Origin of the sequence: Catalinimonas locisalis (assembly GCF_038039535.1) — a bacterium.
Classification (GTDB): domain Bacteria; phylum Bacteroidota; class Bacteroidia; order Cytophagales; family Cyclobacteriaceae; genus Catalinimonas.
The window spans coordinates 222,710-248,297 of the sequence record NZ_JBBPHP010000006.1 but is presented as its reverse complement, the minus strand read 5'-3'; the positions used below and the strand labels follow the sequence as shown (position 1 = coordinate 248,297).

Sequence of the window (25,588 nt, the reverse complement as noted above, 5' to 3'; positions counted from 1 at the left end):
GCTAAACTTTTACCCATGAATGGCAAAGAAAAATATTGGAAAATCTGGGTAGATACCGGCGGCACTTTCACAGATTGTATTGCATTTAATCCGAAAGATCAAATTAAAAGGATAAAAGTACTGAGCATCAGTGCTTTAAGAGGAAGAATCACAGCAATAGTTGAGGCAAATACGATTAGAATTTCAGCCCAATGGCCCGTGTCAAAAGATATTTTTCAGGGATACCAATTTAGTATTCTTGGTATGGATCATCCCACCATTTTCGTTGACGCATATGATACTAAAAATCAGGAAATCAGACTTAGTAACTTATCTGAACTTGATCAACTGGAAGGAAAGGACTTTGAAATTTATGCTCATGAGGAAGCTCCGATTTTAGCCGCCAGATTAGCTACCGAAACTTCCCTTATAGAGCCCCTCCCACCTATGGAAATGCGACTTGGCTCTACCAGAGGAACCAATGCTTTGTTAGAACATAAAGGAGCTAAGACAGCTGTCCTTCTCACTCAAGGTTTTGCCGACCTCCTTGCGATAGATACCCAACAACGTCCTGATATATTTTCTCTTAATATCATTAAACCTAAACTTTATTATCAGGAGGTGATAGAAGTAATTGAAAGGATTGATGCCAGGGGTAATATTTTAACTTCTCTCACCAAAGAGGAAATGAATAAGATTGTCAAACAGCTTAAAAACAGCGATGTACAGGCTGTTTCCATCGCTTTTATGCATAGCTATTTTAACAGTGCACATGAGGATCAGTTGGCCGATGCTTTGGAAAAAGCCGGCTTTGTGTATGTTTCTACCTCTGCTGCCCTTGCTCCCTCAATCAAAATATTACCTCGCGCTAAAACCGCTTTGATCAATGCTTACCTTTCTCCTCAGGTTGGAGACTACCTTGCGTCTGTCAAAAGTAAGTTAGATAAAAGTTCTCTAAAGGTGATGACCAGTGCTGGCGGTTTGGTCAGTGCCGACCTTTACCAACCCAAAGATAGCTTATTGAGCGGCCCTGCAGGAGGTGTCGTTGGAGCTTCTCATATTTGTAAGCAGGCAGGAAAGACCGATCCGGAAATTTCAAGAATACTCGCCTTTGATATGGGTGGAACCAGCACAGACGTCTCTCGCTATGATGGTGAGTTTGATTATCGTTATGAAACAAAGGTAGGAGATATTAATCTGTACAGCCCGGCTCTCGCAATTGAAACAGTGGCTGCCGGAGGTGGCTCATGTTGTACTTTTGATGGACATAAACTAAGCGTGGGTCCTGAAAGCGCTGGCGCCCGTCCTGGTCCTGCTTGTTACGGATTTGGAGGACCACTGACAATTACTGATGTAAATCTGTTACTGGGAAGAATTAGTGATGATCGTTTCGGTATTCCGATCAGCAAAAAAAATGCGAAGATGGCCCTGCAGGAACTTAAGAAGCAGATGGAGGAACAAAAAGGAAGCTCCTATAAAGACGAAGAAATTCTTCTCGGACTACTGACCATTGCCAATGAAAAAATGACCGACGCTATTCGCAAAATTTCAGTGCGCAAAGGGTATAATCCTCAGGATCATGCCTTACTGGCTTGTGGTGGTGCTGGTGGGCAGCATGCTTGTCAGATTGCAGAGATTTTGGGAATACAGAAAGTAATTGTTCCTTATGATGCAGGTCTACTAAGCGCTTATGGTATGGGGAAGGCTGAAGTAGAACGTTTTGCCACCAGGCAAATTCTTCAACTTCTGGAAGCAGTATCTGATTTAAAAATTATCATTGAAGACTTGAAAAAAGAAGCTTTTGGGCTTTTAAAGAAGGAAGGTTATAATGCTCAAGATACTGAAATTCGCTTCATCAAATTATACTTACGTTTTCAGGGGCAGGAGAGTAGTCTTGAAATTGATTATGAAGATGAATTAGATTTAGAGCAGGCCTTTCGTGATCAGTATTCTACCCTTTTTGGGCACTGGCTTGAAGATCAAAAAATTGAACTGGAGTCTATTAAAGTAGTGGCCTCTACCACTACTTCAGAGGAACCCTCTCATTCTCAGTCTTTTCATAAGTTTGAGCCTCAAGCTGATGATACACAACAATGTTGGGTGGTAGACCAGTGGAATGAAGTACCGGTTTTTTATTGGGAATCTTTAAATGCAGGCGCACAAATAGTAGGCCCTGCATTAATAGTCAGTAATAACTGTACTTTGACTTTAGACCAGGGATGGTCTTTACTTATTGATCATTATTGTACGGCCATCTTAAATCATCAACCTACCAAAAAAAGTATCCAATCTGATCAACCTGAAGAAGTTCAGTTAGAGCTTTTTACCAACCGTTTTGGCGCTATCGCAGAAGAAATGGGGGCCTTGCTGGAAAGAACCTCTTTTTCGGTGAACGTCAAGGAAAGACTTGATTTCTCCTGCGCACTTTTGGATGCAGAAGGTGAATTAGTGGTTAATGCTCCTCATATTCCCGTACATTTAGGAAGCATGGGTATTTGTGTGCGTAGCGTCAAGGATAAGTTGGAACTTAAAAAAGGTGATGTTGCTATTACGAACCATCCTCGTTACGGAGGTTCTCATCTCCCTGACATTACGCTAATCAGTCCGATTTTTTATCAGGACCAATTGGTAGGCTATGTTGCTAATCGCGCTCACCATGCCGAGTTAGGAGGGAAAAGACCAGGCTCTATGCCTCCGGACGCTAAATCATTAGCTGAAGAAGGCGTGGTAATACCTCCTACATATCTTGTCAGACAAGGTGAAGTACAATGGGAAGAGATACGGAAAATTCTGACCTCAGGAAAATATCCCAGCCGGGCAATAGAAGAAAACATTGCAGATCTAAAGGGGGCTCTGGCTTCCATTCATTCCGGGCAAGAATCGCTTACAAAACTTTGCCAGGTACATGGTTCAGAATCGATCAGACACTATATGGAGGCTATTAAAGATTATGCTCATTCCTGTATGGTGGAAAGTATTCAAAATTTTGAAAAAGGAGATTTTAAAGCAACAGAGTTTCTTGATGATAAAACTCCCATTCAGGTTAAACTTCAAATTCAAAATAAAAGAATCGGAATTGATTTTAGTGGCAGTGGTGCAGTCCACCCAGCTAACCTAAACGCTACGCTTGCCATTGTTAACAGTGCTGTAATCTATGTGCTTCGCTTACTTATCAAACAACTTATTCCCCTCAATGAAGGCTTAATGCAAGCTGTAGATTTATATGTACCTGTAAATACGTTTCTTAACCCTCAGTTTCATGATGATCCTCACAAATGTCCTGCGGTGGTTGGGGGCAATACTGAGACAAGCCAGCGTGTCGTTGATACGCTTCTCAAAGCACTAGGTATCGTTGCCTGTAGTCAGGGTACTATGAATAATCTTCTTTTTGGTAACGACCGTTTTGGGTATTACGAAACCATTGGCGGAGGAACGGGGGCAGGGGAAGGTTTTCATGGTGCTGATGGTGTGCATCAACATATGACCAACACCCGCATTACTGATCCGGAAATATTTGAATTTCGTTACCCGGTACGCTTAGAAAGGTTTGGGATCAGAAAGTCTTCAGGTGGTAATGGAAAGTGGAAAGGTGGAAATGGGATTGTTCGGCAAATTACTTTTCTTGAAGATGTTTCCCTTACGATTCTCTCTCAACACCGCATTCAGACGCCTTATGGTATCAAAGGTGGAGAAAACGGAAAGACTGGCAGGCAATATATTACACGCAAACACAATACAATAGAAGAACTTAAAGGTAATGATCAAACAGAAATGTCTGCTGGAGATAGCATTACCATTGAAACACCGGGAGGCGGGGGTTTCGGAAGGCCTTAAATTGCTTTACTTCTTGATCATATAAGTATTCCCCTGTTTGGTAATGAGAGAAGATTCAAAGCTATTGAATGGAGTAAGACCTAGCGATTCTACTTGCTGAATCGCTTTAATGAGTTGCTCTACTGCCTTTCTCTTTTGGGTGGCCAACAAAGTTGATGCTCTTTCTTCATTACTTTTTAAATATAGTTTTCCATCTTTGATTGTAAACAGCTCCCAGTCTATTCCCTGTGGAGGCTTTCTTTTTTCGTAGAAAGAAACCATACGTTCAAAAGTTTCCAATTCCTCACTGGAATTAATCGCCGACGCCAAGCCTAGGCTTTCAGTATCTGATGGAAAATTATTTTCCATGAAAGATTTTCTGACAGATTCCACATCTTCTAAAGCACGACGCAAATCATCAATGCTACCCAGTTGACCTATGTCTAAAGCTTGATAACTCTGATTTACCAATGTGAGTAAATCATACGCTTCTTTAGTATGATTGGTCTGCTCCCCGTTAGTCTGAAAAGATTGCTGAAAAACCTGGTGACGGTCTGAAAAAGTTCTGGTTGCACTCATCTTTGTTAATAAAAATTTCGCAATTAATAAATTTACTAAACATTTCTTATCATCATATTAAGTTAATGTAAAGAAAGTCTAGAAAATATTACTTTTATATTAAGTAAGTATTTAATACCAAAAATATACACAAAAGCTATTGCATACCCAAGTAACAAACTATTGATTAAACTTACAGTAAATTTGTTTTAAAACAACTTTTAATCATAAAAAAACACTATTTCAGACAAATTTCAGGCATTTACTTCTAAAATTTCTTTCCAATTTGAGGTGTATTTTTGAGAAAGTCTTCCCTGAATTGTTTCACCGCTGTTTTTAAATCCCATAGAGGCCGATCGTAATTTAAAACGTCCGTACTTACGATTAATCTCATCCATTGCCTGCATTGCTTTATGGTGTTTGGCCCTATTAACTTCATCAAATAAATGCCTCTGACACCTGTAAGCTGGCACCAAACCCTGTACCAAAACTCCCGCTTTCTTGTAATTTAGCTCATTACGGTAAATCTTATCTAATGCTTTATGTGCGTAATGAATAAGTTCCAGAGTACTGTCAGTAGGTACCGGTAAATGCATAACCTGAGCATTTGCATATTGCTCTGTCTTATTGCTAAAGCGATTTGTTCTGATATACACTGTAACCATACTCGCACAGCTTTGTTGCATTCTCAACTTTTCTCCTACTCTGGTGCAATAGGTGGCTATAGCTTCTTTCAAGTCAGCCTGCTTGGTAATCGGCTTGACAAAAGAGCGAGAAGAACCAATCATTTTTTTATTTCCTGAATTGCTAACTGTTTCAAGAGAAACGCAACTCTTACCCCTTAACTCATAAAACAGTCTTAGCCCTACTACACCCATATGTTGCCTTACCCAGCTTTCTTCTGTTCTGCTAAACTGTAGGGCATTCTCAATACCAGACTGGTAAAGAAAAGCTGCATAACGTCTTCCAACTCCCCATATGTCCTCTACTGAGGTAAGCAGTAAGGCCTGCTCTATTTCTTTAGTATGTTCAAGGGTATAAACCTGCTCACCACTTTTTTTTGCCAACCGGTTAGCAATTTTGGCCAGTGTTTTGGTAGGAGCAATTCCTACACAAGTAGGTATGCCGACCCACTGATAAACAGTATCTCTAAGATGAGTGCCCCAATGTCTCCAGTTCTGATATTGTACGCTAACTTTATCCAATTGCAAAAAAGCTTCATCAATAGAGTATACTTCAATATCAGGAGAAAATTGACGAAGTGTATTCATTACCCGCTTTGACATATCTCCATACAACGGATAATTGGATGAAAAAACAGTGATATTATGGTTCCTGATAAAACGTTTAATCTCAAAAACAGGCGCTCCCATTTTGATTCCCAAAGCTTTGGCTTCAGGTGAAATCGCAATAATGCAGCCATCATTATTGGATAATACAACTACAGCTTTATTTTCTAAATAAGGTTTGAAAACCCGCTCACATGAGACATAGAAATGATTACAATCAATGAGGGCAAACATTTTATGGTTTATGTATGATGAAAGTTACTACGCCACAAACATGAAAATTCTGTTGTTCAAAAGTCCGAATCAAATAAGAAGACAGGCTCTCAGTTTTTAAGTTATGCCTCAAATCGTTCAAATAAGCCCTTTTAACTGTAAAGTTTTCATCAACCTTACAGACTACTAAGTCGTTTTCTCTTAATTCTACAGCTCGGTCAACTACCAAAATGTCTCCATCCTCCAAATCTAATTCTTCCATATTTCCTCCTTTGACTCTAGCATAAAAGGTTGCAGCCGGATGCTTAATGAGATGACGATTCAAATCCAACTTCAGAGCAATCCGGGTATCAGCCTGAGCCGGGTAACCGGCAGGAATATCCGATTCAAATAATGATAATACCAATGGTTCGGAAGTACCAATTGAAAACAAGTCTAGTGTAAGTATTGGGTAAGTACCAGTATCTATTTTCATAGTACAAACAGTTTAAGGTGACTATTTACATCAATGTCAAAAATACTTAAAATAAGTATTTTATCAAAGAATTTATTCTTTTTTTAAGAATATACAATCTAATGAAGGCGTTGAGCCCAAACACGCAACTTATACTTAAGTATTTATGCTCTAAAAAACCAGATAATCTAGATGGAATGAACTAAATTTCAAACCAAAATAGTTAAATAAAAACTATTGAAAAAACTATTAAAAACTAAAAATATAAGTATCATGAGTATTTCATGATCTTCACGAATTTTTAAAATAATTCAGTAAACTAAGTCAGTGCATAGAAACAAATACATAAGAAATATTACATAAACCCTAAAAAGTATTGAACGCTAACAGAATTGATTCTACTTTTAATAATCAAATATAGAATCAAAAGTTATGATCAACGTCTTATGTCAAAAGTATAATTTAAGAGAGGGAAAAGATTTCCTGATCCAGGAAAAAGGGCTTCTTACATTCTTATATTTCAACAAATTGTCAGATGCGGAAACCCTAAGAAAAGATATCTCTCAACATGCTATTTTAAAAAGCTTTTCTCTTTCTGTGATTTCCGACATTATCCATAAGAAAGATCCTTTCAGTTATTATTTCTTCGTATCACAGGAAAGAGTTATTTGAGTATAAACACATAATACATACCCCAGCAAGAATGGCTAAGTCTAAACACAATAATATACTTGACACGATTGGTGATTTGATTCTAAATGCAAAAAAAGAAGGTCTCGCACATTTGTATACTGAAGGAGATTATTTTGATGGAAGGCATATTCATATCAATGGAAAGCAGCTTTATCATTTTGGCACTACAGGATATCTGGGGCTTGAGCAGGATATAAGACTCAAAGAGGCCGCCTGTGATGCGATTATGCGCTATGGAACACAGTTTCCCCTCTCAAAAACTTATGTTTCTTTTGTAATCTATAAAGAACTGGAAGAGGCATTGAGAAAAATATACCGCAAGCCCATCGTTATTACCAAGAACAGTACCTTAGCCCATATCGGAATCATACCAAGCATTGTAAGAGATGAAGATACCCTTATCCTCGATCAACAGGTGCATGCCAGTGTACAAAATGCTGCTCAACTGCTAAAACCAAGAGGAATAGCGGTACAGCTTGTAAAGCATAATGATATGAATATGCTGGAAGATCTGCTGAAGAAAGCAAGAGGAAAATTCAATAAGGTATGGTATGCTGCAGATGGTGTTTACTCAATGTATGGAGATACTGTTCCAGTTCATGAGCTACAGTATTTACAAGAGCTTTATCCCCAGCTGCACTTATATATTGATGATGTACATGGCATGAGCTGGGCCGGAAAACACGGAGCAGGCTATGTGATGAGTCAGGTGGGTGATCTGGCAGAAAAAATGGTTTTAGTAGGTACATTAAGCAAAACTTTTGGAGCAAGCGGGAGTGTAGTTGCCTTTGGTGATGAAAAATTATATGAAACCTGTAAAATTTTTGGTGGTCCACAAACATTTTCGGCCCAACTAGAGCCCTCTAGTGTCGCAGCCGCTTTGGCTTCTGCAAAAATTCACCTTTCTGATGAGATTTATCTGTTACAAGATGAACTGAGAGAAAAGGTAGATTACTGCAATCAACTTATCAGACAAACCAACCTTCCCTTAATCCAGGAAAACAAATGCCCTGTCCATTTTATAGGAACCGGCTTGCCCGCATTGGCTTACAATTTTGCCAAAAGACTGATGAATGAAGGCTTTTACATCAATGTAGCAACATTTCCGGTAGTACCGGTACGGAACACCGGAATAAGATTTACTATTTCAAGACATAACCAAAAAGAAGAAATCAAAGCATTGGTGGATGCCATGGTACATCATTATCCAAAGAGTTTGAGTGAAGAAGGAACCAACCTCAACAATGTAAGAGCTACATTTAAATTGCCATTGGTAGATGAGAATGAGGGTATGTTGCATAAAACTCATCAGTTAAATGTACAGGTAGAGCGCTCTATAAATATGATAAATAAAGCCAGTTGGGATAGTTGTTTTGAAGACAAAGGGATATTTGATTATGAAGGGCTGGAAGCTTTAGAAAAAGCATTTCAAGGTAATGAAAGAGAGGATCATAACTGGGAATTTATCTACCTGATGATCAGAGACGAAGCTGGCAAAATAATACTGGCAACTTTTTTTACGGTAGGCTTGTGGAAAGATGATGCATTATCAAAATCAAGTGTGTCGGAAGAACTAGAGTTAATACGAGAAAGTAACCCTTACTACCTGATGAGTAAAGTTTTGTCAATGGGTTCATTAATTACTGATGGAGAGCACCTTTTTCTGGATCGGCAACATAGAGATTATCAGGAAGCGCTGAAAATATTATGTAGTCAGATAGAAGTGCTCAAAACTAAGTTTGAGACTAAAATGGTAATGATCAGAGATATACTGGCTGATGACGATGAGCTGAAAGACTTCTTTTATCAACAAGGATACCTGAAAATAGATTTACCCGAGGGCTCAGAGCTTGCCTCTCTTGATTTCAACGATGCTGAAGAATATATATCCAGCCTTTCACCAAAATCAAGAAGTCATGTGAGAAAAGATATCTTGAAAAACAAAGATAAAATCACAGTAAAATTTAAAGAGAACTTATCTGAAGACGAATTGGAGAGAGCATACGAACTATATTGGCAAGTACATAAAGCAAACCATGCATTTAATAATATAGCCTACCCCAAAAAGCTTTTTAAAACATTAAATCAAGACCCTAATTGGGAAAGCATTTGCTACTATTCAAGAGAAACTAATGTATTAATAGGTGTAGCTTTTAACCACAAAGGAAAAAACAGTTATCAGGGCGTAATTCTGGGACTTGACTATACTTACTTTGAACTAAAAGTGTACAAGCAAGCGCTCTTTCAGGCAATAATGAGGGCAAAAGAATTAGGCAAAAGTAAAGTACAGCTAGGGCTTACAGCTAATACTGAAAAGAGAAAATTAGGAGCAACAATCGTTTCAAGGGTAGGTTTCCTTCAGGCAGATAGTAATTATAAACTGGAATTAATTGAAAGTCTGGAAGGAAATAGCATTCTATCGGTAGAAGAATAGAGTGAATTTAGGTTAAGAAAACATTATTCTTCGGTAGACTTTTTAACACAGACAAAGCCTGCAAGTATAGCAGCCAAGCCAAGTGCGTAAGGTTCAATTACAAGTTGATTGTTTGATAGAGAAACGTAGGAAGCGACCAGCAAAACTATAGTTCCTAAGGCTAAGGCAAAAAAACCAATACTTTTAATCCAGTTCATGCATAAGGGTATTATCAGCCCAACCTAAATAATAGGTTGGGCAATTTTTTTCTAATTGATGCGAGTTTTCTCGTTTTTGAAAAATAACCTTTGGTGCACCTTAACCATTGCGGTAGCCTCCAGCAGCAATTGAAGTAATTCTTTCAAATCATCTCGCGACATAAGATAATCTGCACAGAGAGGCGTAAAATAGATAAATGCAAACTCTTCGTGGGGTGTTGAGAACCAGGTTTCTGGATTTAGATTTTCCAAATACTTTTTTAGGGCGTGAAGCTGTTGTGAGGTCAGAATCAGCATTATACCCTTAAAATGAAGTTTGTAAGCAATTCCGCTGTTCAAAATACTTACATGTCCGTTTTCAGATTCACACAAAATAGTATTCTCTTGATTTGACATGACTAGGCTATTCAATAATTATTAAAAACTGCTGCATATAATTCCTTTTAAATAAGATTCAGTTGAGTAACAGAAATTGATCAAAAAACATTGATTACAACGCTATAAATTTTTCTTTTTTTCTTTCTTTAGCACACTTATATCATCAGGACATAAATCATTCGTTTTGGGTATGCTTTATGTATATTGAAACCTATTTTATAATTTTGATCGCATCTTGGCAGTTCTAAAATAAAGGTATGGCGGAGAAAACCTATAAATCAAACACATATAAAAAGGCGAAAAAGCAACAGGAGAAGAAGAAAAGGATCACTTTTTATCATGATAAGAGATTTCATCTTGCGGGAGGTTTCTTTCTTATTATACTGTCTGTATTTCTCACAATAGCTTTTATTTCATTCATCTTCACCGGTAAGGCTGACCAAAGTGTAGCTGAGGCAGTGTTTGATACAGACCTAAAAGCTTCAGGACTGGAAGTAGAAAATTGGTTGGGTCTAATAGGTGCTCTTTCGGGTTATCTTTTTATTTATCGTTGGTTTGGCATTGCCTCTATGCTCATCCCCCCCCTACTCTTCATTATTGGTGTAAAAGTCGTATTTAGAAGAGAACTGGCTTCTCCCTACAATGCCTTTAAATTTGTAGCATTCTTTCTGATCTGGACAAGCATTCTGCTTGGCTATATTGTTTTTCGTCAGGAAGGGCCCTCACCCTGGAGTTTCTTAGGAGGAGGCGTGGGGTATGAGCTTGCATTACTTTCTAATGGCTTAATGGGCTGGGGAACAATACTATTACTTATTTTCTCCTTGCTCGTATTCGTAATTTACTTCTTTAATATCACTACTTTCTTTCACCTGAAACCAAAGCCGAAAGAGGAAATACAGACTGAGAATACAGAAAGCGTTACCACTCCTGCTTATCAGCAAAAAGAGACTGTAGAAAAGAAGGAAGAAACAAAAGAAGCTGCTGATGATACATATTCATTTGACTTAGATACTAACGAAGATTCCAGATCTTCTAAAGAAAAAAATTCAGTTTCAGACTCACCGGAGTTAGAAGTCAACCTACCTCAGGAAGAACCAGCTAGAGATAATGTTCCTTCCACTCCCGAAACCCACGCTGATTATGAATTGGAAGTGGAGGAGCAAAAGGAAGAAAAGTTCTCCAGCCAGATGGAAAATTATGATCCGACGCTTGATCTCTCTGGCTATCGTTATCCCACCCCGGACCTTCTGGAGAAATATGATACTCAGAAAGTAAAAGTTACTAAAGAAGAGCTTGAGAATAACAAAGACAATATTGTAGAGACCCTGATCAACTTTAAGATTGGTATTTCATCCATTAAAGCTACAATCGGCCCTACCGTGACTTTGTATGAAATTGTACCGGAAGCAGGGGTCAAAATTTCCAAAATTAAAAACCTGGAAGATGATATTGCACTGAGTTTGGCGGCATTGGGCATCAGGATTATTGCCCCGATACCTGGCAAGGGAACCATAGGAATTGAAGTGCCCAATAAAAATCGCGAAATCGTCAGTATGAACTCTGTGGTGACTACTGATAAGTTCATGAAGAGCAGCAATGAGCTTCCCATTATTTTGGGCAAAACAGTTAGCAACGAGCTCTATATTGCAGATCTGGCAAAAATGCCTCACCTGCTGATTGCAGGAGCTACTGGTCAGGGTAAGTCAGTAGGATTGAATGTTTTACTCACTTCTCTGATCTTTAAGCGCCATCCTTCTCAACTTAAATTTGTACTTATTGACCCCAAAAAGGTTGAGCTTACGCTTTATAATAAAATAGAAAGACACTTTCTCGCAAAACTTCCAGACAGTGACGACGCTATCATTACGGAAACGAAAAAGGTAATTTATACACTGAATTCTCTTTGTATTGAGATGGACAATCGCTACGACCTGCTAAAAGATGCAGGATGTAGAAATATCAAAGAATACAACCATAAGTTTGTCCATCGTAAACTTAATCCCCAGCAGGGGCATCGCTTCTTGCCTTATATTGTACTCATTATAGATGAGTTGGCCGACTTGATGATGACAGCCGGTAAAGAGGTTGAAACACCCATCGCACGTCTGGCACAGTTAGCAAGAGCCATAGGAATTCATTTAGTGGTAGCCACCCAAAGACCATCAGTAAACGTAATTACTGGTATTATCAAAGCCAATTTTCCGGTAAGGCTTTCATTTAGAGTAACTTCTAAAGTAGATTCCAGAACAATTCTGGATACCGGAGGCGCTGAGCAACTCGTTGGACAGGGTGATACACTTTTATCACTCAATTCTGAACTGATTCGTCTCCAATGTCCTTTTATTGATACGCCTGAAGTAGATGAAATCTGTGATTTTATTGGCTCACAAAGAGGTTATGATTCCGCATATCATCTGCCCGAATTTGTAGGTGAAGAAGGTGAAAGTAATGATATCACCGAAGTAGACCTGAAGAATCGGGATACTATGTTTGAGGATGCTGCTCGCCTCATTGTGCATCATCAGCAAGGCAGTACTTCGCTGATTCAGCGTAAGCTTAAGCTTGGATATAATCGCGCCGGTAGGATCATTGATCAACTGGAAGCAGCCGGAGTGGTAGGTCCATTTGAAGGTAGTAAAGCCCGTGAAGTTCTGATTCAGGATGAATATAGTTTGGAACAGTTATTGAATAATATTGATAATAAATAATAAAACTAATTACGTATCTAACGAATGAAACAAATAACTATAAATAGAGCGATAGGAAGTCTGATGGTATTATTAATACTAATAGTACAGACTGCATATGCTCAATATGACCCAAAAGCTAAGGAGGTTTTGGATGCCATGAGTGAAAGATATCAGAAAATAGGATCTTTTGAGTCAGATTTTTCCTATTCCATGGAAAACACTACACAATCTATAAGCGAAGATTTTGAAGGAAAAATAATTGTCAATGGAGATAAATACCGCCTGAAAATGGGTGGTCAGGAAATTATCAATGATGGCAATACCGTTTGGACTTATCTGGAAGAAGTTAATGAAGTCAACATTGATAACTACGACCCCTCAGAGGGTGATATCTCTCCAACGCAGATATATAATGCCTACAAAAGAGGTTTCAAATATGTGTATGTGGAAGAAGAAAGCATGAACGGTCAAACTTACGATGTGATTGATCTTCTTCCTGAAAATAATAATAATCAGTTTTTCAAAATTCGCTTGCATATTAGTCAGGATGATAAAACTCTGAAGCAATGGCAGATTTTTGATAAAAATGGTACTATCTATACTTATGAGATCAGTAATTTTAATCCTGATGCTGAAATTTCAAATTCTGTATTTTCATTTGATACCAGTAACTACGAAGGAGTAGAAGTTGTAGATCTTCGTTAAAAAAATAATAAGTTCTAAATTGCAGCCGGTAGCATAAGTTACCGGTTTTTTTATTGCCTACTATGACACGACAGACACTTATAGATCAAATACGGGAGAAGAAATCATTCTTATGTATCGGTTTGGATACTGATCTTCAAAAAATCCCTACTCATTTGCTTAAAGAGAAAGATCCGGTCTTTGCATTTAATAAGCAGATTATTGATGCTACTTCAGATTTATGTGTTGCCTATAAGCCTAATCTTGCTTTTTACGAGAGTCTGGGGGTAAGTGGCTGGGAAAGTTTACAAAAAACAATTGAATATATTCCAAAGAATATTTTTACAATAGCCGATGCCAAGCGAGGTGACATTGGGAATACTTCCAGTATGTATGCCCGAGCCTTTTTTGAGCAATTAAATTTTGATTCTGTAACTGTTGCCCCATATATGGGGGAGGATAGCGTGGCTCCCTTTTTAGAATTTAAAAACAAATGGGTCATACTTTTAGCATTGACATCCAATAAAAGTAGTCGGGATTTTCAGCAATTAATCCTTCAGGAAGAGGGTGAAAAGCTCTATGAAAGAGTACTTAGACAAAGTAAAATGTGGGGGACTGACCAGAACCTGATGTACGTAGTAGGTGCTACAAAAGCAAGTTCGCTTGCTGAAATACGCAAAATAATTCCTTCGCATTTTTTATTAGTACCAGGAGTGGGAGCGCAGGGAGGAAGCCTGCGCGAAGTGGTTAGATACGGAATGAACGACGATATTGGCTTGTTGATCAACGCCTCCCGAAGCATTATTTATGCCTCACAGGGTAATGATTTTGCCGAGCAGGCAAGAAAAGAAGCTCAAAAGCTACAGGAAGAAATGGCACAATATCTTTAGTAATTATTCAACTGTGCATATTCATGATGCTTTTTGATAATAATCTGTAAATTTTAGCGAGCTGGTTATCTTTTTTTTTCAAAAATGCTTCTTGTCGCTCAAGAGTAGCAATATCACCTCTGATTGCTGGTCCTGTTTGGGCGAATTTAGGTCCAGCGGATAAACTTTTATTGATGGTTTCAGCAATCAATGGTTTGAGTAGCTCAAAGTTAATATGATATGAACCTGCTAAATCTTCAGCTACACTGATCATATGATTAGTAAAATTACAGGCAAATACTGCAGAAACATGCAAAACGGCTCTTTGGGTTGAACTCATTACTTCCACTCTTTTGCTTATGCTTTGACTAAGTCTTAGGATAGTTTTTTGTGTTTCGTGATCACTGCCTTCCACTAATATTGGAATTTCCTGAAAATTTACCGGTTTGTGTTTGCTGAAGGTTTGTAAAGGATATATTACTCCCCAAGCTCCGTTATTTTTTTCAAGAACTTCCATAGGCATGCTCCCGGAAGTATGTAAGAGAATCGCATTGGCAGGCACGAGCAGTTTTTCAGCTACCTCTTTGATTTTATCATCTGGCACAGCAAGAATAATAATATCCGCATCACTTGAAATGAAGTTTAAATCCTGCTTAACTTCAGCTTCATAGAGTTGTTCGCACAATGCTTGAGCATTATTAATATGTCTACTGTACACTTCTCTGATAGCATGACCTGCACTTTCTAATACAATAGCGAGATGGGTGCCTACATTGCCAGCCCCTATGATTGATAGCTTATAGTATTTGTTTTTCTTAAAAAGAGACATACAACTATTTAAATAAACGCGCTAAAAATACCTACTAAATTGCAATGAAAAGCAAAGGTCTTTTAACTTTGCGCTTTATCAGCTAGAATTCTCTACCAAATATTTTGGTTAGGAAATATTCAGAAATGAAGCATAAAAAATGGAAGATCAAATAAACGCACTGAAGGAAGAAATCAATCAATATACCGTTCAAAGTGAAGACGAACTTGAGGCCTACCGTATGCGCTTCATTAGCCGGAAAAGCGTCATTGGTGACCTTTTAGGTTCTATCAAAGATGTAGAGCCAGAAAAAAGAAAAGAAGCAGGGATGAAACTGAACCAGCTGAAAAATGCTGCTCAGGACAAGTTTAAAACATTGATTGCTGAATTGGAATCCCAAAAAGCAAGTACCCAGTCTTTAGATGTCCCTGATCTCACGCTTCCTCCCATTCCCGATGAGTTAGGTGCCATTCATCCTCTTACCCAGGTAAGAAACCGTATAGTAGAAATATTTGAGCGGATTGGCTTTCAGGTGGTTGATGGACCAGAGATTGAAGATGATCGCCACAACTTCACCGCACTAAACTTCCCTCCTAACCATCCGGCAAGAGAAATGCAGGACACTTTTTTTATTGAAAAGAATCCTGATATGGTTCTGAGGACACATACATCTTCTGTACAAATACGCATGATGGAAGAAGGAGAGCCGCCTTTCCGAGCGATTATGCCAGGGCGAGTATTTAGAAATGAAGCGATTTCCGCGCGTGCCCACTGTGTTTTCCATCAGGTTGAAGGTTTATATGTAGATAAAAATGTAAGTTTTGCAGACCTCAAGCAAACCCTGCTTCATTTTGCAAAAGAACTTTTCGGACCTGAAACTGGAATACGCCTAAGACCATCGTATTTTCCTTTTACTGAACCCAGTGCAGAACTGGATATCTGGTGGGGTAATGAGTCTGAGGCTGATAAAAGAATTACCAAGGGCACTGGTTGGCTAGAAATAGGTGGTTGCGGTATGGTAGACCCATTTGTACTGGAGAGTTGTGGCGTTGATCCAGAGGAATATACCGGATTTGCCTTTGGTATGGGAATAGAGCGTATTGCAATGATCAAGTATCAGATTAAAGATCTTCGTCTATTCACAGAAAATGATATTCGTTTCCTAAAACAATTTTCTCAGTTTAACTGATACATTTCCTGCTTTATTTGCGTTTGCTGTTTACAACATATTGCAAATCAATAGAGTATGATGATTAAAAGCCTAAAGGCATCTTTCTTTTTAGTATTTGTATGCTCAGTTACGCTGTCACTTAGTAGTTGTGAACAGGATAATTGGGTTTCACCCATTCCTTATGTTCTGGTAGATACGACCATAAATCTTAGTAATCAGCAATACCTTCCTCTCAGAATTGATGGTGGTTACGTTGAAATTCTGGGAGGATATAAAGGAATCTTGATCTATCGTGAAAATGCCAGTACCTACCGTGCATTTGAAAAAGCTAGTCCTTATCGTACAGATGAAGCCTGCGCGTACGTTTATGTAGATCCCTCAGGACTTTTCCTGAGAGAAGGCTGTGCGAATTCAGTATACGATTTTAAGGGTAACCCGAGTGGAGGTTTAGCTCAGTACCCCTTGCGGCAGTACCAAACTTTTTTGGACGGTAACTACCTCAATATTTATAATGGCGATGGATTCTGAAGAGGATCAAATAAAAAAACCGGACAAGTCCGGTTTTCTTTTTTAGCTAAATATTGAAATTACTAAAGCATTTTTTCAATGATGCTATCAATGCTCACGCCTTCGGCATCTGCTTTAAAATTCCGCACAATTCTATGTCTCAAAATGGGCTTAGCAACTGCCTGAACGTCTTCAATATCGGGCGAATATTTACCACTTAGCAAAGCATTACATTTTGAAGCTAACACCAGATACTGAGAAGCTCTGGGTCCTGCTCCCCACTCCAAAAATTCGTTAGCCACATCACTAGCACCTGACGTTTGAGGGCGTGTTTTATGAACTAATGTAACAGCATATTCTACCACATTATCAGCGATTGGCACTCTTCTGATCAATCTTTGGTAAGCTACAATCTGCTCACCAGTCAATACCTCCTGCACCTGATAATTTTTGTCAGAAGTTGTATTTTTTACTATATCAACCTCAGATTTGTAGGCCGGATAATCCAGCAGAATATTGAACATAAAACGGTCAAGCTGTGCTTCAGGCAAAGGATAAGTTCCCTCCTGTTCAATGGGATTCTGGGTAGCCAACACATAAAATGGTCTTTCCAAAGGATAATGAACCCCAGCCACTGTCACAGAATACTCCTGCATAGCTTCCAGCAAAGCAGCCTGAGTTTTGGGCGGAGTTCGGTTAATCTCATCTGCCAGAATAATGTTGGCAAAGATCGGCCCTTTGATAAACCTGAAATTTCTCTCCTTATCAATAGTTTCAGCACCTAATATATCTGAAGGCATCAGGTCTGGTGTAAACTGAATACGATTAAAACTTAGATTTACTGCCGAAGCGATGGTATGTATCAGAAGTGTCTTGGCAAGACCGGGTACACCAACCAGTAAACTATGCCCCTGACAAAAGATAGAAGTGAGAAGAAGCTTAACCACCTCTTCCTGTCCAATTACAACTTTGCTGATTTCATTTGTTAAATTTTGATAGTCTTCATGTAGCTTGTCAGCTAGTTTTATTTCCGTATTCTGCTGATCCATTGTTTAGGTTTGGTTTAGAAAAAAAAGCGATCAAAAATAAATACTGTGAAATGAACCAGCGTCAAATGCTGCCAGTAATATCACAACGACTATATTCGGGATCAATTTCTATAAAAACTTCATCTCTAGCGCTATTGAACCACCTGCGGAGCGCATCGGTTTTGCGTTCCTGCAAAGCAGCATCATAAATTTTTTGATAGTCATCTTTAAGATTGGCCTGATGGGGACGGGTTCTATCCTTGTAATAAAGCATGCGTACAGCTTTTCTTCCGTCAGGCATACGGTACTCCAGTGGAGGAGTTATGTCGCCAATTTCCATAGTATCAATGGCAAAGAATACTACTGGATCTATTTGATCAGTAGACACTCTGTTAGAACCATCCTGACTCATGAAAAAGCCTCCGCTACCCGCTGTTTCTTTATCATCTGAATGCTCTTTCGCGGCTTTGGCAAAATCAAGGGTATCATTCATGATCTTGTCTCGCAAGCTATCCAGGAACACTTCAGCATTTTTAATATCCAAATCAGAAGAATTGGGCTTTAGAAGAATGTGACGACTGTTATAACGATTACCTCTTCTTTCAATAAGTTGAATCAGGTGAAAACCATACTCTGATTCTACCGGTTGAGAAAGCTCTCCTGGCTGCATCTGGAGCGCAGTAGCTTCATATTCTGGTACTAATTGTCCTCTTTCCATATATCCCAGCTCACCGCCTTGTACAGCAGAGCCTGGATCTTCAGAGTATTCTTCAGCCAACTCAGCAAAACTTTCACCTGACAATATTCTTTCTCTGATTTCCAGCAGTTTTTTCCGGGTAATATCTTTCTGGTCTTTACTTACGGTGGGTAATTTTACGATTTGCCCAACAGTAACCTCTGTTGAATAAAAAGGAAGACTGTCCTGTGGAATGTTCTGGAAGAATTTTCTTACTTCTGATGGAGTAACTTTAACATCCTGGGTGATGGTCTGTTGCATTTGCTGTGCAGTTAGCTGATCGCGTATGTCTCCACGAAGTTCGTCACGAAATTCTTCTACTGATTTGCCAAATTGCTCTTCTATGTTTTCTCTGCCATATCGGCTGATAAAAGCCTGCAGACGACGATCAAGGTTAGCATTAACTTCATCGTCAGATACTACTACCGAGTCAATTTCAGCCTTAGCGAGTAGCACTTTTTCAATCACCAATTGACGCAATACATCGCAACGCCCTATTTTTACATTGGGATCACGCTGAGACTCCAAAAATGCTGCTTCCAAATCAGAGCGCAGCACAATGTAGTTATCTACTTTTGCAACAATTTTATCAATGGTAGTGCCTCCGCTATATTGTGCTCTAAGCTCCTGAGCAAAGGTCAACGAAATGAATACTGCTAAAAAAGCAATGGCACTAAGGTTCACCTTGTGCAAAATTTCTTTGATCATGGGTTGTGGGTGTGTATATCTCAAACTCATTATTTTCACTAGCTTCCTGGAAGATTTCTTCCTCCAGCTTTTGGGTTAATGCCACCTTACGCTTATTGGTGATGATTTTCATGATATCATCTCTTACAAACTCCAGTGGCGATATCTGATCTGTAATTTTGTAATCGGTAACTTTAACAAAATACACGTAAATATCATCAGAGGTTTCAATAAACTCATTTTCTCTTAAAAACTGAACCTTATTGGGGATACTCACCAAAGGTGTATTTTTAATTACATCCTCAAAATCGTACCATACAGAATCATCCAGAGAATAAGAAGCTGCAAAACTAAGACAATAAGATTTAATTTCTTCTCTTACTGCTTCATCCATTTTGCTCTGAAACAGTTTCCTCAAACGTCCGGTTCGGGGAGCTTCCAGAGGTACTTTGGCAAAAATACCCTTGATAATATTCTGTTTCAGTTCAAAGTTATCTTTATTTTCCTGATAATACGCTTTTATTTCCTCTTCTGAAACCTCAGTGTCTACTCTTTGATTAACGTATTTTTTCTCAAACTCATATACCATGAGGGCATAACGATAATCTAAAATTTTTCTTTCCAGCTCAGCTTCGTCAAAATTTATCTGTGTGGCCGCTTCTGCGATCAACAATTGCTTCTTGATCCAGGAGTCTATGTAACGATTGATGATACTCGTACTATCGGCTGGACTAACATCATCGTCTAAAATTCCTTCCAAATCCTGCTGAAATAAGTAGTTATCGTAAACTCTGGCAACGGGTACAGCCACTACACCTTCTTCAGCATCCTGGTTCTTAAACCTCAAAAAAGAGGGAAGATTTCTTTCTTTACATGCACCAAAGAGCAGTAAGAATCCTAAAAGGATTGCTAATTTATTCATTTTCGTCTTTTAATTGTTGTATTAATTGCGCCAATACCTTCTCATCTACATTTACAGGATAGTTTTTTCTTAAAAATTCAATCCAGTTCTGGTCAAGCTCTTGCTGTAAATCTGAAATTACTCTGCCTTTCACTTCTTCAAATTCTTTTTGAGAAGGAGAAATAAATTCACGTACTATTACTAAATAAAACCGTTCATTTTGATTGAGTTCATAGTTTCCAACTTTCCAGTTTACCTGATCTATCACTTTCTCTGGCTCACTTCGTGTATCACCTTCTTCATATATACCTAAATGAACCTGAAGGTTTAGGGGTGAATCCTGATTTATTTTAGTCTCTACTTCCTCAATCAAGTCCTCGGTGAGTGTTTTTTGCCCAATAAGCTCTTTAGCCTGTTTGAGTGTCTTTTCATCTTTTGCGTCTAAAATGATGGCATCCACTCTTTTCTTCCAGCGGTAGTCTTCCTTATGATTCTGGTAAAACGCCCTTAATGCTGACTCGTCTTCGCTGGCCTTGCCCCAGACTCTTTCTTCCATAATATCAAAAAGAAGTATGCCTTCTTTATATTCCTGAGCTAAACGACGATATTCGGGATATTTGTCTGCTAAATGCGCTTCTTCGTAAGACAGTATTCTTTCTTCTTCAAATTCAGCATAAAGCTGGTAAGCTCTGCTACTGTCCACCGGTAGTTTTATTTCTTTTTCCTCCAGAAAGTTTTCCAGCGCAGAAAATGTAAAAACTGTATCACTGATAGAAAACAAAACTCCCAATCGGTGAGGCTTGGCAATTTCTGGTGCAGCACTTAGATAAGTAATAGCCTGACCTATCATAGGTTGATTAGGCTCATAATGATTTTCATCTTTTAATAGTGCCACTGTTTTATCCTCTACCTGCATCTGCTGGAGATTACTTTCTATTTTTCTTTCTATGAGTGGACGAAGCATTTCAAAGGGCTCAAGTCCTTTACGGTCAATGAGCTTGATAATATGCCAACCGTATTTAGTCTTCACTGGTTTAGAAATATCTCCTGGCTTACTTAAGCGGAAAGCGGCCTCTTCAAAGTTATTCAAATTACCCCCGGCAGAAAAATAAGGAAACTCTCCCCCACTGGATCGTGTGGAAAGATCTTCTGAAAAACGCTCAGTCATCTCATTCCAATCCGCTCCAGCCTGCAGTTCATTATAAATTTCTATAGCTTTTTGATAGGATTTTGATTCCTCTTCTTCCTCTTCATCGTTCTGGAACCTGACCATGATATGGGCTACTTTCACTTTTCCCTGATATGGTCTACGATCATGTACTTTGATAATATGATAACCAAAATTAGTCCTTACCGGCTGAGAAATTGACCCAACAGGAGTACCAAAAGCAGCAGTTTCAAAGGGGTACACCATTTGTAAGCCTGAAAAATATCCCAGATTTCCACCATTTTGGGCTGCTGAAGGATCTTCAGAATATTTTTCGGCCAGCATAGAAAATGACTTACCCTCAAGTGCCAGTGATCGGATGCTATCCGCTTTCTGGTAGTACTCCAAAGTGTCTGCTCCAGTAGCTTGCTCCGGCACACTAATGAGAATGTGAGATGCGTGGATTTCTTCTTTCAGTCTGTCATAAGCTTCCTGCACCAGCATCTCCTTAAAACGGTTTTCTACCATGAAGGGCTTCGCCAGTTGTTTTCTGTACTTGTCAAACTCTTGCTGGAAAGCAGGTGCCTGATGTAAATTAGCCTCATAGGCAGCATTTACTTTCAACTTAAAATTGATGTAAAGCTCCAGATAGTCTTTTACCGATTGCTCCAGGGCATCATTGTCCAAATTCAGTAGGGAATCTTCATTATTCTTCAGATAGACGTACAGAAAGTCATCAGCAATTACAGAATCTTGTCCGTATGTGAAGATAGCCTGTTCGGAAAGGCTAAGGGGAGCTGGGGCATTGATTTCAGCAACCTTCTTTTTGGTAGCACACGCGTGCAGCAAAAAGATAGCGAAACTGAAAAAAATAAGCCTTGTTGAGATCAACTTTGTGGTTTTAATGGGCCTCATTTTTTAATCCTCAGTATTCTAGTATACAGAATTAGTGCAATGTTAACGAAATTTTGTTAGCCTATGTGCCAATAACCTTTATACGTACCAGAATTATGCAAATTGCAAATTTTGAAAAGCTAAAACATCAAATACTGTTGTAAAATTCTGTAACTCAGATTTAAAAAAACTGCAACAAATTTTCCTCTTTTGCTCTTTATCCACAATAAGTTAAAACCTAAAAGGTCAGGATCATAGCTGGAGTATCATCAATGAGATGATTTTACTTTATATATCCTATCACTTAGGTTTAAAGATTAAGGATTAATCTTTATTTTTGCGCCTCTTAACAAAATAACCATTATGCCTTTAAGCGATCAAGAAGTCAGAAGAAGAGAAGAGCGTGAGGAGCTCATGAAAATGGGAATTAATCCCTACCCTGCCGAGCCATTTGAAGTGAATGTAAGTATTAAGAATATTCTGCAATATTACGAACAAAGAAAAACAGATTATAAAGATGTAAGTCTTTCAGGAAGACTGATGAGCCGTAGAGTAATGGGCTCTGCATCATTTGCCGAAATCCAGGATGCTACGGGACGCATGCAGATTTATGTACGCAGAGATGATATCTGTGAAGAAGAAGATAAAACTCTTTACAATACCGTCTTCAAAAAATTACTGGATATTGGAGATATCATTGGTATCAGGGGCTTTGTATTTACAACACAGGCTGGGGAAATCACCTTGCATGTAAAAGAACTCAAACTGCTCACCAAATCATTACGTCCCCTTCCGATCGTAAAAGAAGTAAAAGGTGAAGGGGGTAGCAAAACGTATGATGCTTTTAAAGACCCTGAGCAGCGTTATCGTCAGCGTTATGTTGACCTGATCGTAAATCCTGAGGTAAAAGAGGTGTTTCGTAAACGTAGCATGCTGGTGAATTCCATGCGCTCTTTCCTGAGTAACAAAGGTTATATGGAAGTTGAGACCCCTATACTTCAACCTTTATACGGCGGAGCTGCTGCCCGCCCTTTCAAAACCCATCATAATACCTTAGATACTACCCTTTATCTGCGTATCGCCAATGAATTATACCTGAAGCGTTTGATTGTTGGTGGCTATGATGGCGTATATGAGTTTGCCAAAGACTTCAGAAATGAAGGAATGTCGCGCTTCCACAATCCTGAGTTTACGCAAATGGAGCTTTATGTAGCTTACCGTGATTATGAATGGATGATGGAGTTGGTTGAGGAAATGGTGGAAAAAATCGCGATGGATATTCATGGTACCACCGAAGTACAGGTTGGAGAACATACAATCAATTTCCAGCGCCCCTGGAAACGTTTTACCATGTTTGAAGCCATTGAGCACTTCACCAAGATTGACATCAGTGAAATGGACGAGCAGCAAATACGGGAGACTGCCCATCAGCTTGAAGTTCCAGTAAATGATACCATGGGTAAAGGAAAGCTTATAGATGAAATCTTCGGCGAAAAATGTGAGCCCTTTTTGATTCAGCCAACTTTCATTACCGACTATCCGGTAGAAATGTCCCCGTTGGCAAAAAAACACCGCTCTAAGCCCGGACTGGTAGAGCGATTTGAAGCCATTTGCAATGGAAAAGAAATCTGCAATGCTTTCTCTGAGCTCAACGACCCGATTGATCAGCGTGAGCGATTTGAAGACCAGATCAAGCTCGGGAAAAGAGGGGATGAAGAAGCAATGGTCCTGGATGAAGACTTCCTGAGAGCTTTGGAGTACGGCATGCCTCCTACCGCCGGACTTGGCATTGGGATTGACCGCCTTAGCATGATCATGACCAACCAGCCATCAATTCAGGAAGTGTTGTTTTTCCCTCAGATGAAGCCGGAAGTAAAAGCAAAAACAGCTTCAGATGAAGATTTCATAAAAATTGGAGTAAGAGAAGAACTGATTCCCATACTTCAAAAGCTAGGCATCGTTACCATAGAACAATTGCAGGAATCATCTCCCAATAAGCTATTTAATGATGTTTGCGGAATGCGGAAAAAGATGAAGCTGAAAGAGGTAAAAAACCCTACTAAAGAAGAAGTAGAGAGCTGGATCAAATAGTTCTAAGTGTTATGGTATTATAGTTTTTTTATTTCTATCTAAACCATACCAATGACACCATCGCACTATGATACCATAATACTATAACACCTTAGCACTGTAAGATTATGAAAATAAGAATCGGTTACGGCTATGATGTACATCAGTTGGAAGAAGGCCGGGAGTTTTGGCTGGGAGGCATTCAACTTTCCCATACTCACGGTGCCAAAGGTCATTCTGATGCTGATGTATTAATTCATGCTATTTGTGATGCCCTCTTGGGTGCAGCCAATCTCAGAGATATTGGTTTTCATTTTCCCGACACAGATCCTCAATACAAGGGTATTGACAGTAAAAAACTACTTGCCAACGTTATGGATTTGATAAGAAAGTATGGATACGAATTGGGTAACTTAGACGCTACAGTTTGCCTGGAAACTCCTAAAGTCAACCCTCACATTCCTGAGATGCAGAAAACAATGGCCGCAGTGATGCAGGTAGATGTAAATGACATTTCCATCAAAGCTACAACTTCAGAGAAGATGGGGTTTGTCGGGAGAAAAGAAGGTGTAGCAGCGCATGCAGTAGCACTAATTCAGAGTATTAAAAAATAAAGATGGAGAAAGAGGAAGAGATAAGAATCATGCATACGAGAGATGGCTCTCACACTTTACTGAATATAGAGCTAAATGAAACCTATCACTCCCGACATGGTGCTCTTCGTGAATCTCAACACGTATTTATCAACGCCGGTCTCAAACATTGGCTGAACTTACATCCTGAGGCAAATAACATCCGGATTTTTGAAATGGGTATGGGTACAGGCCTGAACCTGATACTTACGCTACAACTGGCCCAACAACTACCGCAAATGAACTTTAAATACCTTACCCTTGAAGCCTATCCTCTTTCTGAGGAAATAATTCATAAGCTCAACTATCTGGATTTGCTTCAGGATGAGCGTTTATTCAAACTTTTTGAAAATATTCATAATGCGGAATGGAATAATTGGGTAGAAATATTACCCAATTTCAAGATGAAAAAAGTCCATCAAAAGCTGGAAGATTTTCAGCTCATTCCTGAAAGTACTGATATTATATACTATGATGCTTTCGCTCCCAACAAACAGGCTGAACTATGGACCTTAGATACCGTTTCAAAGGTTTGCAGTCTACTTGATGTTGAAGGTGTTTTTGTGACCTATTGCGCAAAAGGACAACTCAAACGTGATCTTAAATCTTTAGGCTTATTGCTTGAAACATTGGCCGGACCTCCCGGTAAAGCGGAGATGGTGAGAGCCAGCAGAGTTGCGTCACATTAACAGCACAATTTTACCACACTTCTTTTACCCATAGGATAATATTTATAAATTAAGAGTTACTTTATAG

At 38.9% G+C, this 25,588-nt stretch carries 20 protein-coding genes; 10 read left to right on the top strand and 10 right to left on the bottom strand.

Translation table 11 applies throughout. The features are described from left to right. Positions 1 to 15: 15 nt before the first annotated feature. Positions 16 to 3,813 carry a hydantoinase B/oxoprolinase family protein gene (locus tag WJR50_RS10960; protein WP_341293311.1) on the top strand — a complete coding sequence of 1,266 codons (3,798 nt, stop codon included), beginning with the start codon at positions 16 to 18 and terminating at the stop codon, positions 3,811 to 3,813. A 6-nt stretch (positions 3,814 to 3,819) separates the two neighbouring features. Here the strand turns inward: WJR50_RS10960 and WJR50_RS10955 are convergent, their stop codons facing one another. The 3 genes from WJR50_RS10955 to WJR50_RS10945 form a co-directional block, all read right to left on the bottom strand. Then, complete coding sequence (locus WJR50_RS10955; RefSeq protein ID WP_341293310.1) at positions 3,820 to 4,371, bottom strand: hypothetical protein; 552 nt, start codon at positions 4,369 to 4,371, stop codon at positions 3,820 to 3,822. A 233-nt stretch (positions 4,372 to 4,604) separates the two neighbouring features. Then, the gene (locus WJR50_RS10950) at positions 4,605 to 5,873 is read right to left on the bottom strand and encodes a Y-family DNA polymerase (protein WP_341293309.1); all 1,269 of its coding nucleotides are present in this window, start codon (positions 5,871 to 5,873) and stop codon (positions 4,605 to 4,607) included. A gap of 1 nt (position 5,874) precedes the next feature. After that, the gene (locus WJR50_RS10945; protein ID WP_341293308.1) at positions 5,875 to 6,327 is read right to left on the bottom strand and encodes a LexA family protein; all 453 of its coding nucleotides are present in this window, start codon (positions 6,325 to 6,327) and stop codon (positions 5,875 to 5,877) included. 682 nt (positions 6,328 to 7,009) lie between these two features. Here WJR50_RS10945 and WJR50_RS10940 point away from each other — a divergent pair. Beyond that, positions 7,010 to 9,433 (top strand): aminotransferase class I/II-fold pyridoxal phosphate-dependent enzyme, encoded by a 2,424-nt coding sequence (locus WJR50_RS10940; RefSeq protein ID WP_341293307.1) that lies wholly within the window; start codon positions 7,010 to 7,012, stop codon positions 9,431 to 9,433. A 23-nt stretch (positions 9,434 to 9,456) separates the two neighbouring features. Here WJR50_RS10940 and WJR50_RS10935 read toward each other — a convergent pair whose 3' ends face one another. Together WJR50_RS10935 and WJR50_RS10930 are read right to left on the bottom strand one after the other, a co-directional pair. Continuing rightward, positions 9,457 to 9,630, bottom strand: a complete 174-nt coding sequence (locus WJR50_RS10935; RefSeq protein WP_341293306.1) for a hypothetical protein — start codon at positions 9,628 to 9,630, stop codon at positions 9,457 to 9,459. Between the two features lie 51 nt (positions 9,631 to 9,681). Then, the gene (locus WJR50_RS10930; RefSeq protein ID WP_341293305.1) at positions 9,682 to 10,026 is read right to left on the bottom strand and encodes a DUF6686 family protein; all 345 of its coding nucleotides are present in this window, start codon (positions 10,024 to 10,026) and stop codon (positions 9,682 to 9,684) included. A 239-nt stretch (positions 10,027 to 10,265) separates the two neighbouring features. Here WJR50_RS10930 and WJR50_RS10925 point away from each other — a divergent pair, with 239 nt between their 5' ends. The 3 genes from WJR50_RS10925 (at position 10,266) to pyrF (ending at position 14,272) form a co-directional block, all read left to right on the top strand. Then, positions 10,266 to 12,716, top strand: a complete 2,451-nt coding sequence (locus tag WJR50_RS10925) for an FtsK/SpoIIIE family DNA translocase (protein WP_341293304.1) — start codon at positions 10,266 to 10,268, stop codon at positions 12,714 to 12,716. A gap of 24 nt (positions 12,717 to 12,740) precedes the next feature. Continuing rightward, complete coding sequence (gene lolA1 / locus WJR50_RS10920) at positions 12,741 to 13,403, top strand: outer membrane lipoprotein periplasmic chaperone LolA1 (RefSeq protein ID WP_341293303.1); 663 nt, start codon at positions 12,741 to 12,743, stop codon at positions 13,401 to 13,403. Positions 13,404 to 13,465: 62 nt separating this feature from the next. Continuing rightward, on the top strand, positions 13,466 to 14,272 hold the full coding sequence (pyrF, locus tag WJR50_RS10915) for an orotidine-5'-phosphate decarboxylase (protein ID WP_341293302.1): 807 nt from the start codon (positions 13,466 to 13,468) through the stop codon (positions 14,270 to 14,272). Positions 14,273 to 14,279: 7 nt separating this feature from the next. On the opposite strand, the gene WJR50_RS10910 is transcribed toward pyrF, so the two are convergent. Next, a complete protein-coding gene (locus WJR50_RS10910) occupies positions 14,280 to 15,080 on the bottom strand; it encodes a Rossmann-like and DUF2520 domain-containing protein (protein WP_341293301.1) in 801 nt (266 codons plus the stop codon). A 139-nt stretch (positions 15,081 to 15,219) separates the two neighbouring features. On the opposite strand from WJR50_RS10910, the gene pheS reads away from it, so the two are divergent. Next, positions 15,220 to 16,248: a phenylalanine--tRNA ligase subunit alpha gene (pheS, locus tag WJR50_RS10905; protein WP_341293300.1), complete on the top strand. Its 1,029-nt coding sequence runs from the start codon at positions 15,220 to 15,222 to the stop codon at positions 16,246 to 16,248. Between the two features lie 57 nt (positions 16,249 to 16,305). Continuing rightward, positions 16,306 to 16,758: a hypothetical protein gene (locus tag WJR50_RS10900; protein ID WP_341293299.1), complete on the top strand. Its 453-nt coding sequence runs from the start codon at positions 16,306 to 16,308 to the stop codon at positions 16,756 to 16,758. Between the two features lie 62 nt (positions 16,759 to 16,820). On the opposite strand, the gene WJR50_RS10895 is transcribed toward WJR50_RS10900, so the two are convergent. The 4 genes from WJR50_RS10895 to WJR50_RS10880 all read right to left on the bottom strand — a co-directional run bounded on the left by WJR50_RS10895 (position 16,821) and on the right by WJR50_RS10880 (position 22,151). After that, positions 16,821 to 17,786 carry an AAA family ATPase gene (locus WJR50_RS10895; RefSeq protein ID WP_341293298.1) on the bottom strand — a complete coding sequence of 322 codons (966 nt, stop codon included), beginning with the start codon at positions 17,784 to 17,786 and terminating at the stop codon, positions 16,821 to 16,823. Positions 17,787 to 17,847: 61 nt separating this feature from the next. Then, positions 17,848 to 19,209: a peptidylprolyl isomerase gene (locus tag WJR50_RS10890; protein WP_341293297.1), complete on the bottom strand. Its 1,362-nt coding sequence runs from the start codon at positions 19,207 to 19,209 to the stop codon at positions 17,848 to 17,850. Continuing rightward, positions 19,175 to 20,110, bottom strand: a complete 936-nt coding sequence (locus tag WJR50_RS10885) for a peptidyl-prolyl cis-trans isomerase (protein ID WP_341293296.1) — start codon at positions 20,108 to 20,110, stop codon at positions 19,175 to 19,177. The genes WJR50_RS10890 and WJR50_RS10885 overlap by 35 nt, the downstream gene beginning before the upstream one ends. Next, positions 20,103 to 22,151 carry a peptidylprolyl isomerase gene (locus WJR50_RS10880; protein WP_341293295.1) on the bottom strand — a complete coding sequence of 683 codons (2,049 nt, stop codon included), beginning with the start codon at positions 22,149 to 22,151 and terminating at the stop codon, positions 20,103 to 20,105. Before WJR50_RS10880 ends, WJR50_RS10885 begins: the two co-directional genes overlap by 8 nt. 342 nt (positions 22,152 to 22,493) lie before the next feature. Between WJR50_RS10880 and lysS the strand changes: the two genes are divergently transcribed. The 3 genes from lysS to mnmC2 all read left to right on the top strand — a co-directional run bounded on the left by lysS (position 22,494) and on the right by mnmC2 (position 25,521). Next, positions 22,494 to 24,221, top strand: a complete 1,728-nt coding sequence (gene lysS, locus WJR50_RS10875) for a lysine--tRNA ligase (protein ID WP_341293294.1) — start codon at positions 22,494 to 22,496, stop codon at positions 24,219 to 24,221. A 107-nt stretch (positions 24,222 to 24,328) separates the two neighbouring features. Beyond that, positions 24,329 to 24,814: a 2-C-methyl-D-erythritol 2,4-cyclodiphosphate synthase gene (gene ispF, locus WJR50_RS10870; RefSeq protein ID WP_341293293.1), complete on the top strand. Its 486-nt coding sequence runs from the start codon at positions 24,329 to 24,331 to the stop codon at positions 24,812 to 24,814. A gap of 2 nt (positions 24,815 to 24,816) precedes the next feature. Further along, positions 24,817 to 25,521, top strand: a complete 705-nt coding sequence (gene mnmC2, locus WJR50_RS10865; RefSeq protein ID WP_341293292.1) for a tRNA (5-methylaminomethyl-2-thiouridine)(34)-methyltransferase MnmC2 — start codon at positions 24,817 to 24,819, stop codon at positions 25,519 to 25,521. Positions 25,522 to 25,588 lie beyond the last annotated feature (67 nt).

What these genes read in the sequence shown, in the direction of transcription:
- WJR50_RS10960 (WP_341293311.1), top strand. Translation starts at nt 16, where the DNA reads ATGAATGGCAAAGAAAAATATTGGAAAATCTGGGTAGATACCGGCGGC.
- WJR50_RS10955 (WP_341293310.1), bottom strand. Translation starts at nt 4,371, where the DNA reads ATGAGTGCAACCAGAACTTTTTCAGACCGTCACCAGGTTTTTCAGCAA.
- WJR50_RS10950 (WP_341293309.1), bottom strand. Translation starts at nt 5,873, where the DNA reads ATGTTTGCCCTCATTGATTGTAATCATTTCTATGTCTCATGTGAGCGG.
- WJR50_RS10945 (WP_341293308.1), bottom strand. Translation starts at nt 6,327, where the DNA reads ATGAAAATAGATACTGGTACTTACCCAATACTTACACTAGACTTGTTT.
- WJR50_RS10940 (WP_341293307.1), top strand. Translation starts at nt 7,010, where the DNA reads ATGGCTAAGTCTAAACACAATAATATACTTGACACGATTGGTGATTTG.
- WJR50_RS10935 (WP_341293306.1), bottom strand. Translation starts at nt 9,630, where the DNA reads ATGAACTGGATTAAAAGTATTGGTTTTTTTGCCTTAGCCTTAGGAACT.
- WJR50_RS10930 (WP_341293305.1), bottom strand. Translation starts at nt 10,026, where the DNA reads ATGTCAAATCAAGAGAATACTATTTTGTGTGAATCTGAAAACGGACAT.
- WJR50_RS10925 (WP_341293304.1), top strand. Translation starts at nt 10,266, where the DNA reads ATGGCGGAGAAAACCTATAAATCAAACACATATAAAAAGGCGAAAAAG.
- lolA1 (WP_341293303.1), top strand. Translation starts at nt 12,741, where the DNA reads ATGAAACAAATAACTATAAATAGAGCGATAGGAAGTCTGATGGTATTA.
- pyrF (WP_341293302.1), top strand. Translation starts at nt 13,466, where the DNA reads ATGACACGACAGACACTTATAGATCAAATACGGGAGAAGAAATCATTC.
- WJR50_RS10910 (WP_341293301.1), bottom strand. Translation starts at nt 15,080, where the DNA reads ATGTCTCTTTTTAAGAAAAACAAATACTATAAGCTATCAATCATAGGG.
- pheS (WP_341293300.1), top strand. Translation starts at nt 15,220, where the DNA reads ATGGAAGATCAAATAAACGCACTGAAGGAAGAAATCAATCAATATACC.
- WJR50_RS10900 (WP_341293299.1), top strand. Translation starts at nt 16,306, where the DNA reads ATGATGATTAAAAGCCTAAAGGCATCTTTCTTTTTAGTATTTGTATGC.
- WJR50_RS10895 (WP_341293298.1), bottom strand. Translation starts at nt 17,786, where the DNA reads ATGGATCAGCAGAATACGGAAATAAAACTAGCTGACAAGCTACATGAA.
- WJR50_RS10890 (WP_341293297.1), bottom strand. Translation starts at nt 19,209, where the DNA reads ATGATCAAAGAAATTTTGCACAAGGTGAACCTTAGTGCCATTGCTTTT.
- WJR50_RS10885 (WP_341293296.1), bottom strand. Translation starts at nt 20,110, where the DNA reads ATGAATAAATTAGCAATCCTTTTAGGATTCTTACTGCTCTTTGGTGCA.
- WJR50_RS10880 (WP_341293295.1), bottom strand. Translation starts at nt 22,151, where the DNA reads ATGAGGCCCATTAAAACCACAAAGTTGATCTCAACAAGGCTTATTTTT.
- lysS (WP_341293294.1), top strand. Translation starts at nt 22,494, where the DNA reads ATGCCTTTAAGCGATCAAGAAGTCAGAAGAAGAGAAGAGCGTGAGGAG.
- ispF (WP_341293293.1), top strand. Translation starts at nt 24,329, where the DNA reads ATGAAAATAAGAATCGGTTACGGCTATGATGTACATCAGTTGGAAGAA.
- mnmC2 (WP_341293292.1), top strand. Translation starts at nt 24,817, where the DNA reads ATGGAGAAAGAGGAAGAGATAAGAATCATGCATACGAGAGATGGCTCT.